Raw genomic sequence first — 14,741 nt, 5'->3', positions numbered from 1 at the left:
AAAGGCGAATGCCCCTTACGGCGCGATGAAAAGCGTCGAAAGGGGCATTCGCCTCGGGAACGGTCCTACGCGTCGATGATGAACGCCTCGAGCTCGGTGCGAGCCTTGTCGTCCGCCATCTGAACCGGCGGGGACTTCATCAGGTACGCGGAAGCCGGGTAGACGGGTCCACCGATGCCGCGGTCCTTGGCAATCTTGGCGGCGCGGACGGCGTCGATGATGATGCCGGCCGAGTTGGGTGAGTCCCAGACCTCGAGCTTGTATTCCAGGTTCAGGGGCACGTCGCCGAACGCACGACCCTCGAGGCGCACGTACGCCCACTTGCGGTCGTCGAGCCAGCCGACGTGGTCCGACGGGCCGATGTGCACGTTGCCGGGACCGAGGTCGCGGGTCAGGTTCGACGTCACAGCCTGCGTCTTGGAGATCTTCTTCGACTCGAGGCGGTCCCGCTCGAGCATGTTCTTGAAGTCCATGTTGCCGCCGACGTTGAGCTGCATGGTGCGGTCGAGCTGCACGCCGCGGTCCTCGAACAGCTTCGCCATGACGCGGTGGGTGATGGTGGCACCGACCTGCGACTTGATGTCGTCACCGACGATCGGGACGCCGGCGTCCTTGAACTTCGCCGCCCACTCGGGGTCGGAGGCGATGAACACGGGCAGGGCGTTGACGAACGCGACACCCGCGTCGATGGCGCACTGGGCGTAGAACTTGTCGGCATCCTCGGAACCCACGGGCAGGTACGACACCAGCACGTCGACCTCGGCGTCCTTCAACGCCTTGACGACGTCGACGGGCTCGGCCTCGGAGATCTCGATGGTCTCGGCGTAGTACTTGCCGATGCCGTCGAGGGTGGGGCCGCGCAGCACCGGCACGTCGGCCGGCGGAACGTCTGCGATCTTGATGGTGTTGTTCTCGCTGGCGAAGATGGCCTCGGAGAGGTCGAATCCGACCTTCTTGGCGTCGACATCGAAAGCGGCGACGAACTGGACGTCGCGAACGTGGTACTTGCCGAACTTGACGTGCATGAGGCCGGGAACGGTCGCCGTCTCGTCGGCGTCCTTGTAGTACTGCACGCCCTGAACCAAGGACGAGGCACAGTTCCCCACGCCCACAATGGCCACGCGCACCGCGGTGCTGTTCTCACCCATGGTCGGGTTCTCCTTCTTTATTAGGTGTTGCTGTCGATTGCTCGGCGGCGATCAGCTCGTTGAGCCAGCGCACTTCGCGCTCGCTGGATTCGAGTCCGAGCTGGTGAAGCTGACGGGTGTAGCGGTCTATCGACCCGCTGGCCCGTCCCACGGCTTCGCGGAGCCCCTCGCGGCGCTCCTCGACCTGGCGTCGTCTGCCTTCGAGAATGCGCATCCGCGCCTCTGCGGGTGTGCGGCTGAAGAAGGCGAGATGAACACCGAAACCGTCATCGGTGTAGTTCTGCGGACCCGTGTCGGCGACCAGTTCCTTGAACCGCTCCCTGCCGACCGGTGTGAGCTGATAGACGCGGCGGGCGCGACGCTTGACGGTGCCCGGGGCACCTGCGTCCTCGGCGATCAGACCGTCCGCCTGCATGCGTCGCAGAGTGGGATAGAGGGAACCGTAGGAGAACGCGCGAAACGCACCCAGCAGTCCCGTCAACCGCTTCCGCAGCTCATATCCGTGCATGGGTGACTCGTGGAGCAGCCCGAGAATTGCCAATTCGAGCACTTGTCCACCCCCTGAGTCGCCAGACCTAACCGTGTGATGCGATGCCGAACTATATCGCACCGATATATACGAAGATACGCGTGGGCGATACATGGGACAAGTCGTCACAGATTGTTTGTGGGTGGCTTCGGCCGGCCGGTTCGCGGGTCAGCCGCGCCGTTCACAACCTCCGTAGGAACTACGTCTAGTCACCGAACGGGTAGACGGCGATGATCTCACCGTCGAAGGTGACGTTGAAGTATCCGGTGTTGCCGGCTTCGTTGTTTGCGTACACGGAGATGATCGGCGGCCCTTGTTCTTCGCCGGGCTCGAAGCCGAAGGACAGGTGATCCACGGTTCCGTTGGGCACTCGGACGCTTTCCGGTGCGCCTTTCAGCAGGCCGGCGAGGGCCGGAAGGTCCACGGCGGCGAGGTCGAACGACCGCTCGTCGGCGTCGCGGGTGGAGACGCTTCCCCAGCTGTCGAACTCTCCGTCGTAGTGGTACGGGTCGGACTGGGACGGGTTTCCGGTTGCCTGCCGGTCGAGAACGGCATGTTCGGGGAAGAGATCGACTTCATCTGCGATGGTGTCACCGAACTCTGCGCGGTACTCGTCGATGAAATATTGAACCCCGCTGCCGGTGGTCAGGGTGGGAAGCGACTTCGACGGTCCGGCGTCATCCCCGATCGACCCCGCGATTGCGCCGACTACCGCAGCGCTCGCGACGATCGCACCGGCGGCGATCCACCGTCGCCGGGACCTGCGCTGTTTCGGGCGGACGACGGGAGCATTGGCCAATCGACTCGGAATTTGCAGGTCACCGACGAGCCGGTCGAGCTCGTCGAAGGTCTTCGCGCTCATCGCCCGGGCCGTGCGGTAGCTGTGTTCCTCAGCCGAGATCTGACCGTCGGCCTGAGCCGCGTCGAGGACTCCGCATGCGTCGGCCCGATCGGAGTCGCGGGCCCGTAGCCCGGCGAGGCTGGTCTTGTTCATCGTGTCCTATCCACTGAACGGCGAGACGCGGAGGACCGAACCCGCCGGCGTGACCACGATCATTCCGCTCTCGTCGAAGTCGTTGCTCGCGTAGATCCGCACGATGGGCGTGCCGCCGTCGGTGTCGATTCCGAGGTAGTCGACCTTTGCATCCGGAACATTGATAGCCGTGGGCGCCGTCGCCACGATGTCCGCCAGAGCATCTACATTCAGGCTGGTGAGGTCGATGATCGGGGCGTCGACCTTCCGAGTGGTCGCCGGACGTGACGGCGAGAACCCGCCCCGGTAGTCGTACGAGACCAGCCGATTCGGCTCCAGCGGTTGTGCGCGCTCGAAGTTGGCGTGTTGTGGATACAGGTTCAACTCGTCGACGACCGTGTCACCGAACTTGGCGCGGTACTGATCGATGAAGAGGGTCATTCCGTCACGCGTGGTGAGGTCCGGCGTCGGTATCACCACCGGTGCGACTGCACCGAGATCGATGGAGGCCGGTTGCGCGGCGGGTGCGGGGGCCTGCGCGTCGTCGCTGTCGGTGAGGGTGAAGGCCCCGACAGCGGCAATGACGGCGGCGGCTGCGACTGCTGCGGTGAACAGGTGGCGGCGGGTTTCGCGGGGAGGCCTGGCGTCGGGCGGTGCATCCGCGGGGCGCTGCAGGTCGCCGACGAGGGCTTCGAGTTCGTCGAGTGTGCGCGCTCCGGCGGCGAGTTCCGACATGGCGCGGTGCTCGTCCTGACTGAGCTGTCCGTCCCCGAAGGCGCCGTCGAGTATCGCCGCGGTGTTGGCGCGGTCGATGTCACGCGCGCGCGTGTTCGCTGGGTATCGGCTGGCCACGCAGAGATCTTAGTGTGCGGACCGCTATTGCGCTGGGACGATCTGCAGAACTTCGCCGCCGAGGCCGGCCTTGAGGTACCCGCCGCCTAGGTTGTCGGCGCCGTTGACGTAGATGTTCATGGTCGGGCCCCTGCCACCGTCGGCGATGAGGACGTGGCCGATGCTGCCGTCGAGGGCGCCGACCAGCCGAGGAGCATCGCCGAGCAGTGCCCCCAGCACAGCGACGTCGACCTGCCGCAGATCGACGTCGGCGGTGCCGGGCAACCGCGCGGTGCGCGGTCCCCACGGGGTGAAGCCGCCACGGAAGGAGTAGGTGTCGGCCTGACCGGATGCTTCCGCCACCGTTCTCTTTGCGAGGGCATAGCCCGGGTACAGCGCTATTTGATGAGCCGTGAGGTCGCCGAACTCGCGCTGATAGGCGTCGAACACCGCTGCGATGCCGTCCGGTGTCAGCGGCTGAACCACCCCGGCGATCCGCGACTCGGCGTCCGCCACCGGCGGCTCCTGGACGGGAAAACCGACGGGCCGCTCGACCTGGACGGGTACGGAACCGCCGGCCGGCTCGGGGCCGCCGTGCTGCGTCAGTGCGACTGCGACGATTCCCGCTCCCACCACCACCGCGATACCCATGGCGATTCGCAGAACTGTTCCGGGGGTTCGGGCAGAGCGAACGGGTACTTCATCGGTGAGGCTGGCGGGCAACTGTAGGTCGCTGATCAGGAGGTGCAGTTCTGCCAGCGTCTTCGCCGACATGGCCTGCGAGGTGCGGTCATGGTACTCGCCGGCACCAAGCTGTCCGTCGGCGTAAGCGGCGTCGAGCTGGCTGCACGCATTGACGCGGTCGAGGTCGCGTGCGCGGGTGCGCGAGGACGGTCCGGAGGCCACATCGGCATCGTAGTGGGGGAACGGCGTTTGACCAGCGTCACTCGACCGACCCCTTTCCTCCTGACGCCACGCACGTACTCTGGTCTCCGTGCGGATACAGCGGCAGGTGGTGGACTACGCGCTTCAGCGCAAGTCTCTGCTGGCCGAGGTCTACTCGGGCAGGACAGGCGTCACGGAGGTCTGTGATGCCAGCCCGTACCTGCTTCGAGCCGCGAAGTTCCACGGCAAGGGCAGTGACGTCGTGTGTCCTATCTGCCGGAAAGAGCAGTTGACCCTGGTTTCCTGGGTCTTCGGCGACAAGCTGGGCCCGGTGTCGGGTTCGGCTCGGACGGCCGAGGAGCTGGTGCGTCTCGCAGCCACTCAGGAGGAGTTTTCGGTTCACGTGGTCGAGGTGTGCAGAACCTGTAGCTGGAACCATCTGGTTCAGTCTTATGTTCTCGGTAATGTGCCCGCACCGAAGAGGCCGAGGCGATCTTCGCCGAGGCCTCGGCCGCCGAGTCGGCGGACCGCGAGCGAATAGAACGCCCGAACACGGACGAGGGCCGAGGACTGCCCACTGACGTGACGCCGGACTGAAACAGGTCCACAACCACTGGAGATTTGTACGTGAGTTCCCCCCGCAGCAACGCCCCGGGTGATCGACCGAACGGACCGAGACGACCGAGTGGCCCCCCGCCACAGGGGCGCCCCGGAGGTCCACCACCCCGCGGCGGACAGCCTGCAGGTGGGCCGCCACCGCGCCGTATGCCTCCCCCGCCGCAGGGTGGTGGACGTCCCCCCGGACCGCCGCCGCGTCGTATGCCTCCCCCGCCGCAGGGTGGGGGCCGTCCTCCGGGGCCGCCGCCGCGTCGTCCCGGTCCTCCGCCGGGCCGTCCCGGTCCCCCGCCAGGCCGTCCGGTTGCCGGTCCTCGCAGTGCGCCGCCCCCTGGTGGGCGTCCTCCGGGTCCGCCGCCGACGGGCGGTCGCCGACCGGGAGGCAACGCTGGTGGACCGCCGCGGAAACCGCCGGCGAAGGACAAGTCGAGGTGGAGGATCGTGCGCCGCGCCGCCTACACATGTGTCGCGCTGGGCCTGATCATTCCGATCCTACTGTTCATGGCCGCCTACGTCGTGCAGGAAGTTCCGCGTCCCGGCGACCTGAAGACCAACCAGGTGGCCACCATCTACGCCGCCGACGGCACGTCGGTGCTGAGCAAGGTCGTGCCGCCGGAGGGTAACCGCACCGAGGTCACCCTCGACCAGATCCCGAAGCACACCCGGGACGCGGTGCTGGCAGCCGAGGACCGCGACTTCTACTCGAACCCCGGTTTCTCGGTCGGCGGTTTCGCCCGCGCCGCCCGCGACAATGTCCTGGGTAAAGACAGCGCGGGTGGTGGCTCGACCATTACCCAGCAATACGTGAAGAAGACGATGGTGGGTTCCGAACGGTCGCTGACGCGAAAGATGAAGGAACTGGTCATCTCGTCGAAGATGGCCCGGGAATGGTCCAAGGACGACATCCTGGCCGCCTATCTGAACACCATCTACTTCGGCCGTGGTGCGTACGGCATCGCGGCGGCGTCGAAGGCGTACTTCAACAAGCCCGTCGACCAGCTCACCGTCGAGGAGAGCGCGGTTCTGGCGTCGTCGATCCAGTTGCCGTCGCTGCTCGATCCGGAGACGAATCCCGAGGGTGCGCAGTCGCGGTGGAACTACGTCCTCGACGGCATGGTCACCGCAGGCACGCTCGAACAGTCGGCTCGCGCGGGCATGCAGTATCCGCCCTATGTGCCCCTCGCCCAGGTCGACAACGGTAACCAGGACACCGGTCCGGAGGGCTTGATCAAGAACCAGGTCCTGCGGGAGCTGGGTGACGCCGGAATCGGCGAGCAGCTGCTGAACACCGAGGGACTGCAGATCACGACGACGATCGACCCGGTCGCGCAGGCCGCCGCGGTGGACTCGGTGCGTTCCAACCTGGAGGGTGAGCCGGAGAACCTGCGGACCGGTGTGGTGTCCGTGGACCCGAAGTCCGGCGCGGTACGGGCCTACTACGGCGGCGAGGACGGCGGCGGTTACGACTTCGCCAACGCCGGACTGCAGACCGGTTCGTCGTTCAAGGTGTTCGGTCTCGCCGCGGCCCTCGACCAGGGCATCCCGCTGTCGCAGATGTACGACAGCTCGGAGCTCACGGTCAACGGCATCACGATCAGCAACGTCGAGGGCGAGGGTTGCGGCACCTGCACCATCGCCGAGGCCCTCAAGCGGTCGCTCAACACCAGCTTCTACCGTCAGCAACTCGAAATCGACGGCGGGCCGCAGGCGATCGCCGAGATGGCCCACCGGGCGGGTATCCCGGAGGAGATCCCCGGTGTCGGGCCGACGCTGACCGAGCCGGACGGCAGTGGTCCCAACAACGGCATCGTGCTGGGTCAGTACCAGTCGCGCGTGCTCGACATGGCGTCCTCCTATGCCACGTTGGCGGCGTCGGGTGTGTACCGCGCCCCGCACTTCGTGCAGAAGGTGGTCAGCGCGGACGGCACCGTGTTGCTCGACCGCGGTGTCGATCCGGGCGAGGAGCGCATCGACAAGGACGTCGCCGACAACGTGACGGCCGCGATGGAGCCGATCGCCGGATATTCGCGCGGCCACAACCTGGCCGGTGGACGGCCGTCCGCGGCCAAGACGGGTACCGCGCAGCTCGGGGACACCGGGCAGAACAAGGACGCCTGGATGGTGGGGTACACCCCGTCGCTGTCCACGGCGGTCTGGGTGGGCACCACCGATGGTCAGGCTCTCGAAAACAGCAACGGTGCCATGATCTACGGCTCCGGCCTGCCGTCCGACATCTGGAAGGACACGATGGACGGGGCCCTCGAAGGCACCCCCGTCGAGAAGTTCCCGAAGCCGGGTCCCATCGGAGGCCAGTCGGGTCTGCCGGCGTATTCCGCCCCGGCGCCTCCCAAGACGTCTGCGCCGCCGACGAGTACCTTCCAGCTGCCGACGCAGCTCGTGCCGCCTGTGGTGGTGACGCCGTCACCGGTCGAAATCCTGCCCGGCATCACCATTCCGGTTCCGGGTCTGGCGCCGAGACCGACCACACCGGCACCGGTGGTGCCGGCCGAACCGGAGATCACGACACCGCCGAACGCGGGCAACGGTCAGCGGCAGATTCCGACGGGTTAGCGACGACCGGTAGCCTCGCGTAGTGGCCGAAAACCCGAACGCGCACCTCGTCCGAGACGCGGGCGAGGTGGAATTCGTCTCGCCCGCACCATTGGCGGAGGATCAGCGTTCGGCGGACTGGCGGGATGTTCCCGGCCGCACCGACCCGCTGGTGTCGGAGCTGTCCGGGGTGATCGGTGGCCCGGTAGGTCGGCACGCGGTGGTGGGGCGCAGTCGGTTCTTCACGCCGATGCGGGCGATCCTGTTGTTGGCGGTCGTCTTTCTCGCGCTCGGCTGGTTCGCCAAGGCGCCCTGTATCCAGCAGGCCCCGGTGGGCGCGAACGGTGCGCTGGGTCTCGACTGGAGCGGTAACCGGCAATATGTCGCGATGTGTTACTCCGACACCGTGCCGCTGTACGGGGCCGAACGGCTGAACGAGGGCGCCTTCCCCTACAAGAAGTGGTGGGAGGAAGACGCCGGCAACGGCCAGATGCAGCGCCGCTACATGGAGTACCCGGTGGTGTCGGGTCTGTATCAATACGGCGCCATGGCGGTGGCCAAGGCGTGGGACGCCGTCCACTGGCTACCGGGTGCCCTGCAGGTCGCCATCTATTTCAATGTGGTGGCGCTCGGGCTGGCCGCGGCGTGGCTCGTCACCGTCTGGGCCAGTGCGCTTCTGGCCGGGCGCCGTGTCTGGGACGCCGCGCTGGTGGCCGGTTCACCGCTCGTGATCGTCCATGCGTTCACCAATTTCGACCCGCTGGCAACAGCTTTCGCTACCGGTGGCCTGCTTGCGTGGTCGCGGAAACGTCCGGTGCTCGCCGGTGTCCTACTCGGTCTCGGTGGCGCGGCCAAACTGTATCCGCTGCTACTCCTCGGACCACTGCTGGTGCTGTGCGTGCGCACCGGCAAGACTCGGGACTGGTCGGTGACCGCGTTGACCGCGATAAGCACGTGGCTCGCGGTCAATCTGCCTATCGCCCTGCTCTTCCCGCGCGGGTGGGCCGAATTCTTCAGACTCAATTCCGAACGCGGCGCCGACCCCGACTCGCTGTACAACGTCGTCACTTCGTTCACCGGGTGGACCGGTTTCGACGGCGTTCTCCCGGTAGGGCAGGCGCCGACCATCCTCAACGCGGTGTCGTTCGTACTGTTCGCTCTGGTCTGTGTGGGCGTGGGCTATGTCGCGCTCACCGCGCCGCAGCGTCCCCGGCTGACGCAGCTGTGCTTTCTGTTGGTTGCCGGTTTCCTTCTCACCAACAAAGTGTGGAGCCCGCAGTATTCGCTGTGGCTCGTCCCGCTGGCTGTGCTCGCCCTACCGCACCGTCGAATTCTTCTCGCGTGGATGACCGTCGACGCCCTGGTGTGGGTGCCCCGCATGATGTACTACCTCGGCGTCTCCAACAAAGGTCTTCCCGAGCAATGGTTCACCTCCGCGGTGGTGGTTCGTGATGTCGCGGTGGTTGCACTGTGCGTTCTGATCATCCGTCAGATCTACCGGCCCGACGAGGACCTCGTGCGGTACGGGTTCATCGACGACCCCTCGGGTGGAGTGCTCGATCAGGCACCGGACGCGCAGCCGCGCCGGTTGCCGATCTGGTTGCGGCCTCGAGTGTCGAAAAATGCACCACCACAGGACGCCTGGACGACGAGCGGCTAGCGGTTCGCGAGCACGTACGCGGCGCCGACGAGGAACACGGCGATAGAGACGCCGAGCGACATGGCTCTGATCGACCACTGGCGGGCGTCGGCGGCGGCCCGCACCGAACGGTCGTACTCCCCCTGCTCCCACAGTCGGTGGACGGAGAGCGCGCGGAGAAGAGCGACGATGCCGAACGGAACGAAGGCGACCACCGCCAGGATTGCAAGTGGCAGACTGCTTGCGGGCGGCGGCGCCAGCGGGCCGTCGAAGTCTGCCGAGGTGTCCTGATGCTGCGCCGTCATGCATGCCTCCCCGTGGTTCAGCCCACGACCGTGGGCGCCGTCGTGGAGTATAGACCCGCCCAGATGTCTGGAAGTACACCACCTTTCGAGCAGATGGTGGTTACGTTCCGGCTATCCGCCGGCCTGCCCGATGCGCGGGTGTGCACGGGCCGCGACCCAGGCTGCGACCTGGGTGCGCGAGCTGACGGCAAGCTTGTCGAGGATGTGTTCGACGTGGCCGTCGACGGTACGCCGTGAGATCACCAGTGCGTCGGCTATCTGACGATTGCTGAGTCCCTCGGCGAGGAGTTCGGCGATCTGCTGCTCACGACGGGTCAGCGGTGAGGCTTCCGCGGGTGGCGTCGGCGCCGCGTCCGGCCGAGTCCCGAGGGCAAGGTCGACGGCCTGATCGATGGTCAGCCCGACCGCGGGTGCCGCGAGCCGGGCGAACTCGTCCGCTCCGATTGTGCGAGCGGCCCTGCGCTCCGACGTCAGTGAGTCCTCGGTGATGTGCGGACCGAACGCCACGACGGACGTGCCGAGCCGGCGCCATACCCCCTTTGCTGCACCGCTGAGTGTGGCTGCCCCGCCGGCATCCCCGCTGGATGCCGCCACCCACGACAGCAGCTCGATGGACAGGGCCGTGCAGATCTTGTCCTTGAAGTCATGCTGAATGCGCAATGCCTGCTCAGCCGCCTCGACGGCGTCATCGTGGCGGCCGAGGTGGAAGTATGCGACGCTCGATACCCACAGGGCGTAGGCCTTGTTCCACTTCTCACCGTGTGCGTCCGCCACCGCGATCACCTCACCGCACGTCCGGAGGGCACTGTCGAGCTGACCGTCGTAGGTTTGAGCCATGCCCAGTTCGAACGATGCGGTCAGCACGGACGCGAGATCGCCCAACGAGCGGTGAACGGTGATGGCGTCATGGAACAAGCGGATGGCATCTGCGGGTTTGCCGGAGAACACGGCATGAATGCCGCGCCAGTGGTCGGCGTGTGCCCGCAGCCGATCGTCGCCGAGTGCGGTCGCGAGGTGGGTGCACTCGTCGAGGTGTGCGAGGGCAGCGTCATGATCACCCTGGATGAGGGCGGTCCAGGCGGTCACCCAGAGCACATCCCCCCGCTCGCGGGTGGGCGCGGCGAGATGCTGGAGGATCCGTTCGAGTCGGATCCGGCCGTCCGACAGGTAGCCGCCCGCGATCCAGTGGTAGCGCAGCGCGACGGCCAGCCGCGCCGCGGCGGCCCGCTGCGAAGCGTCACGAAGCGACCAGTCGAGTGCCGCGACGAAATTGGGGTGATCGATGCGGAGTCCGGCGAGAATCTCGGATTGTCCTGGCCCGCACCAGTCGATCGACGAGCGGTCGGCTCGCGTCGAGTAGTGCTCGAGATGGCGGTGAAATAATTCCTCGCTGTCGCCACTCTTTTCGAGAAGTTCATGACCGTATTCGCGCACGGTCATCAACTGGGAGTAGCGCAGCTGTTCGGTCGTACGGTCGACGGTGACAAGGCATTTGCCGATCAGCCGGTCGAGGACGTCGATGACCGGGGTGTCCGACAGATCTCCGAATCCGCAGATTGCCTCCGCGGCATCGAGATCGAAGCTACCCGAGAAGACGGAGAGCCGCGCCCACAGCAACCGCTCGGTGTCCGAACAGAGTTCGAAACTCCAGTCGATGAGGGCGCGCAGCGTTTGCTGCCGGGGCATCGCCCCCCGGTCGCCGCCGGTGAGGAGTGCGAACCTTTTGTCGAGGCGTTCGACGAGCTGGGACGGCGACAGCGATCGCAACCGCGCCGCGGCGAGTTCGATCGCGAGCGGGATGCCGTCGAGCCGGTTGCACAGCTGGGCAACGGCACGGGCATTGGTGTCGGTGAGTTGGAAGTCGGCGACCACGCTTTGCGCCCGTTCCACGAGCAGCGACACCGACTCGAAGTGCGCGATGTCGGCGGCCTGGCAGTCTTCGATCTCCCCTGGGGTGCTCAGGGGCGGAAGCATATAGACGTACTCACCGGCGATGGAGAGTGGTTCGCGACTCGTCGTGACGATTCGTACCTCCGGCGCCGCCGCGAGGACTGTGCTCACCAATTCGGCTGCAGCGGACAGCAGGTGTTCGCAGTTGTCGAGAACGATCAGCATGTGCCGCGACTGCACGTGATCGATCACCTTGTCCATGACTGCTCGGCTCGACTGGTCGGTCACTCCGAGGGCGACGGCCGCGGCGGACGGCACGGCCTCGGGCTGCCGCACGGAAGCGAGATCGATCCACCGGACGGAGTCGCGGAAGGCGCGGGCGGAGCGCACGGCAAGCTCCTCGGCCAACCGTGTCTTACCGACGCCGCCGACACCCAGGAGCGATACGAGCCGAGATTGCTGTAGGCGTGCGCGGGCTTCCTCGATCTCGCGTCGTCGACCGATGAAGCTGGTCATCGATCTCTTCAGTTCTCTGCTGCGAGTCAGTGGATGCCTCCCATCCCGGAGTGACCAGCTGTGGGACGAACTTACCCCCGCGGTGATGTGACGGCCAACACAGGTAACGAAGGGGGTGTTTTACCCCGTGTGGGGGTGATGTGACGTGGGCCATTGTCGTTGCATACCCCGGTTACCCGCTCGAGTCCCGCCGGATCGCACGTTCTACGAGGAGCCCATCACCATGTCACAGCCCATTTCTTCTCCCGATGTCGACGTCGTTGTCGTGGGTGCCGGGTTCGCCGGCCTCTACGCGCTCCACAAGCTACGCGACATGATGCAGCTGTCGACCCGCGTCTTCGAGGCCGGCTCCGACGTCGGCGGTACCTGGTTCTGGAATCGGTACCCGGGTGCGCGCTGCGACATCGAGAGCATCCACTACTCCTACTCATTCGACGAGGACCTCCAGCAGGAGTGGCAGTGGAGTGAGAAATTCGCGGGCCAGCCGGAGATTCTCCGCTACCTCGAGCATGTCGCGGACCGCTTCGATCTACGCAAGGACATCACCTTCGGCACGCGGGTGGTCGGCGTCCACTGGGACGACGAGAACTCGCTGTGGACCGTGCACACCGACACCGGCGAGATAGTGCGGAGCCGCTACTTCATTTCCGGGGCCGGCAACCTGTCCGTGCCGAAGACACCGGAGTTCGGCGGCATCGACAGCTTCCGCGGGGAGGTGCTGATGACCGGTAACTGGCCGCACGAGGGCGCCGACTTCACCGGCAAGCGGGTCGCGGTGATCGGTACCGGAGCCAGTGGCATCCAGGCGATCCCGTTCATTGCCCAGGAGGCAGCCGAACTGACGGTCTTCCAGCGCACACCCAACTTCGCGACACCTCTCGGCAACGGCCCGAGCGACTCGGACGAAGTCGCCGAGATCAAACGCAATTACGGCAAGGTGCGGAACGCGGCCCGCAACCACTTCCTCGGCGTGCCCTTCGATCAGGTCCAGCCGTCGGCGCTCGCCGTCGACGCGGAAGAACGGCGCCGCACATTCGACGCGCGCTGGAACGCCGGCGGTTTCCGGCTGTTCATCGACTCCTATCAAGACATCCTGTTCGACAAGAAGGCCAACGACACGATCGCCGATTACATTCGCGACCGGATCCGCGAGCGCGTCCAGGACCCCGAGAAGGCCGCCAAGCTGGCACCGACCGGATACTCGTACGGCACCAAACGCCCTCCCCTGGAGACCAACTACTACGAGGCGTTCAACCGCGACACCGTGAACATCGTCGACGTGAAGACCACGCCGATCGACGAGATCACCGCTACCGGTGTGCGGGTCGGTGACCGCGTCTACGAGGTGGACACGATCGTTCTGGCGACCGGATTCGACGCGATGACCGGCCCCCTCATGGCCATGGACATCCGCGGTCGGGGTGGCCTGCCGTTGGCCCAGAAGTGGGACCACGGCCCCACGACCTATCTCGGCATCATGGTTCACGAGTTCCCGAACCTGTTCCTCATCACCGGCCCGCAGTCGCCGTCGGTGCTCTACAACATGCCGCTCGCCATCGAGGACCACGTCGACTTCGCTACCGATGCGATCGACTACCTGAACCAGCGTGGGCTCGATGTCATCGAGCCCAGCAAAGATGCCGAAAATTCCTGGGGCGCATTGACCAATGACATCGCCAATCAGACCCTGCTTCCGGAGACGAACTCGTGGTACATGGGTGCGAATATTCCCGGTAAGCCGAGGGCGTGCATGGTCTACCTCGGCGGGGCTCCTGCTTATCGCGCCACCTGCGCGGAGGTCGTCGCCGACGGCTATGCGGGTTTCATTCTCACCCGCACCGATTCACCGCTCACCGTGTCCTGAACCGAACCCCCGATCCCGAACACCATCACACCGAGGAGAGTCGCATGGCACTCGACGCCAACGCAGCAGAATTGATCGCCGGACTACGAGCACAAGGCATGAAGCCATTTGCGGAGATGTCCGTGGAGGAGGCCCGCGCAGTCGTGTCGACATTCACGGGACTGCAGGCGCCACCCGAACCGGTCGACCGCGTCGAAGACGCGCACTACGACAGCGCCGGAACATCACTGCCGCTGCGGGTTTACGTCCCCACCGGGCCGTCGCCACAGCCCGTCGTTCTCTACTTCCACGGCGGTGGGTTCGTCGCCGGTGACCTCGACGTCATCGACGAACCGGCGCGCGCCGTCGCGAACGGCACCGGCGCGATCGTGGTGGCCGCCACCTACCGCCGCGCACCGGAGCATCGCTTCCCCGCCGCTGCCGACGACGCATCTGCGGCACTGCGCTGGGTGTCCGACAATGTGGAAGGCTACGGCGGTGACCCCGGCAACATCATCGTGATGGGTGACAGCGCGGGCGGGAACCTGGCCGCAGTCACCGCGCTGCGTGCCCGTGACGAAGACGGCCCCCGTGTGCGAGGCCAGGTTCTGGTCTACCCCGTGATCGATCCGCACGCGACACTGCCCTCACGTGAGGAGTTTGCCGAGGGCTACGTCATTTCCGCCGGTGACCTCGACTGGTTCTGGAGTCACTACCTGTCGTCGCCCGACGACGCCGGCAATCCGTACGCCGTGCCCAGTCGTGCCGCCAGTCTGTCTGGGCTGCCGCCGGCGCTCGTGCTCACCACTGAGAACGAGGTGGCCCGTGACGAGGCCGAAGAATACGGCGGTCTCCTGCGGAACGCGGGCGTCGACACCGAGGTCATCCGGTTCGACGGACTTGTCCACGGGGCCTTCTGGATGTCCGGTGCTGTTCCGCGTAGTAGCGAAATGCGGTCGGCAGTAATCGACTTCGTCAAGAAGATCTCGTCCGCCGCACCCGTGGTGTGATCACCGC

Annotated in this window: 12 protein-coding genes; 5 read left to right on the top strand and 7 right to left on the bottom strand. The window is 66.1% G+C overall.

Annotated elements, in window-relative coordinates:
• Window positions 1–65 precede the first annotated feature (65 nt).
• From CBI38_RS29860 to CBI38_RS29840, 5 genes are all read right to left on the bottom strand, one after another.
• A complete protein-coding gene (locus CBI38_RS29860; protein ID WP_005249652.1) occupies window positions 66–1,148 on the bottom strand; it encodes an inositol-3-phosphate synthase in 1,083 nt (360 codons plus the stop codon).
• Entirely contained in the window at window positions 1,141–1,698 is a 558-nt protein-coding gene (locus CBI38_RS29855) for a PadR family transcriptional regulator (RefSeq protein ID WP_109334622.1), read from the bottom strand. Before CBI38_RS29855 ends, CBI38_RS29860 begins: the two co-directional genes overlap by 8 nt.
• A gap of 184 nt (window positions 1,699–1,882) precedes the next feature.
• On the bottom strand, window positions 1,883–2,671 hold the full coding sequence (locus CBI38_RS29850) for a DUF1707 SHOCT-like domain-containing protein (RefSeq protein ID WP_109334621.1): 789 nt from the start codon (window positions 2,669–2,671) through the stop codon (window positions 1,883–1,885).
• Between the two features lie 6 nt (window positions 2,672–2,677).
• Window positions 2,678–3,502 (bottom strand): DUF1707 SHOCT-like domain-containing protein, encoded by an 825-nt coding sequence (locus CBI38_RS29845; protein ID WP_109334620.1) that lies wholly within the window; start codon window positions 3,500–3,502, stop codon window positions 2,678–2,680.
• A 24-nt stretch (window positions 3,503–3,526) separates the two neighbouring features.
• Window positions 3,527–4,387: a DUF1707 SHOCT-like domain-containing protein gene (locus CBI38_RS29840; RefSeq protein WP_109334619.1), complete on the bottom strand. Its 861-nt coding sequence runs from the start codon at window positions 4,385–4,387 to the stop codon at window positions 3,527–3,529.
• A gap of 88 nt (window positions 4,388–4,475) precedes the next feature.
• On the opposite strand from CBI38_RS29840, the gene CBI38_RS29835 reads away from it, so the two are divergent.
• The 3 genes from CBI38_RS29835 (at window position 4,476) to CBI38_RS29825 (ending at window position 9,191) form a co-directional block, all read left to right on the top strand.
• Window positions 4,476–4,907: a DUF5318 domain-containing protein gene (locus CBI38_RS29835; protein WP_109334618.1), complete on the top strand. Its 432-nt coding sequence runs from the start codon at window positions 4,476–4,478 to the stop codon at window positions 4,905–4,907.
• 278 nt (window positions 4,908–5,185) lie between these two features.
• Window positions 5,186–7,552 (top strand): transglycosylase domain-containing protein, encoded by a 2,367-nt coding sequence (locus tag CBI38_RS29830; RefSeq protein ID WP_230990014.1) that lies wholly within the window; start codon window positions 5,186–5,188, stop codon window positions 7,550–7,552.
• 22 nt (window positions 7,553–7,574) lie between these two features.
• Window positions 7,575–9,191: a glycosyltransferase family 87 protein gene (locus CBI38_RS29825; protein WP_109334616.1), complete on the top strand. Its 1,617-nt coding sequence runs from the start codon at window positions 7,575–7,577 to the stop codon at window positions 9,189–9,191.
• On the opposite strand, the gene CBI38_RS29820 is transcribed toward CBI38_RS29825, so the two are convergent.
• On the bottom strand, window positions 9,188–9,475 hold the full coding sequence (locus tag CBI38_RS29820; protein ID WP_109334615.1) for a CD225/dispanin family protein: 288 nt from the start codon (window positions 9,473–9,475) through the stop codon (window positions 9,188–9,190). The two genes, CBI38_RS29825 and CBI38_RS29820, sit on opposite strands and share 4 nt — an antisense overlap.
• A gap of 111 nt (window positions 9,476–9,586) precedes the next feature.
• On the bottom strand, window positions 9,587–11,881 hold the full coding sequence (locus CBI38_RS29815) for an ATP-binding protein (protein WP_109334614.1): 2,295 nt from the start codon (window positions 11,879–11,881) through the stop codon (window positions 9,587–9,589).
• A 223-nt stretch (window positions 11,882–12,104) separates the two neighbouring features.
• Here CBI38_RS29815 and CBI38_RS29810 point away from each other — a divergent pair, with 223 nt between their 5' ends.
• Window positions 12,105–13,745: a flavin-containing monooxygenase gene (locus CBI38_RS29810; RefSeq protein ID WP_109334613.1), complete on the top strand. Its 1,641-nt coding sequence runs from the start codon at window positions 12,105–12,107 to the stop codon at window positions 13,743–13,745.
• 44 nt (window positions 13,746–13,789) lie between these two features.
• Window positions 13,790–14,734: an alpha/beta hydrolase gene (locus tag CBI38_RS29805; protein ID WP_109334612.1), complete on the top strand. Its 945-nt coding sequence runs from the start codon at window positions 13,790–13,792 to the stop codon at window positions 14,732–14,734.
• Window positions 14,735–14,741 lie beyond the last annotated feature (7 nt).

This window comes from Rhodococcus oxybenzonivorans (genome assembly GCF_003130705.1).
Taxonomy (GTDB): Bacteria; Actinomycetota; Actinomycetes; order Mycobacteriales; family Mycobacteriaceae; genus Rhodococcus_F; species Rhodococcus_F oxybenzonivorans.
Note: the sequence above shows the minus strand (reverse complement) of the source record. Positions and strands in the feature narration are given on the sequence as shown.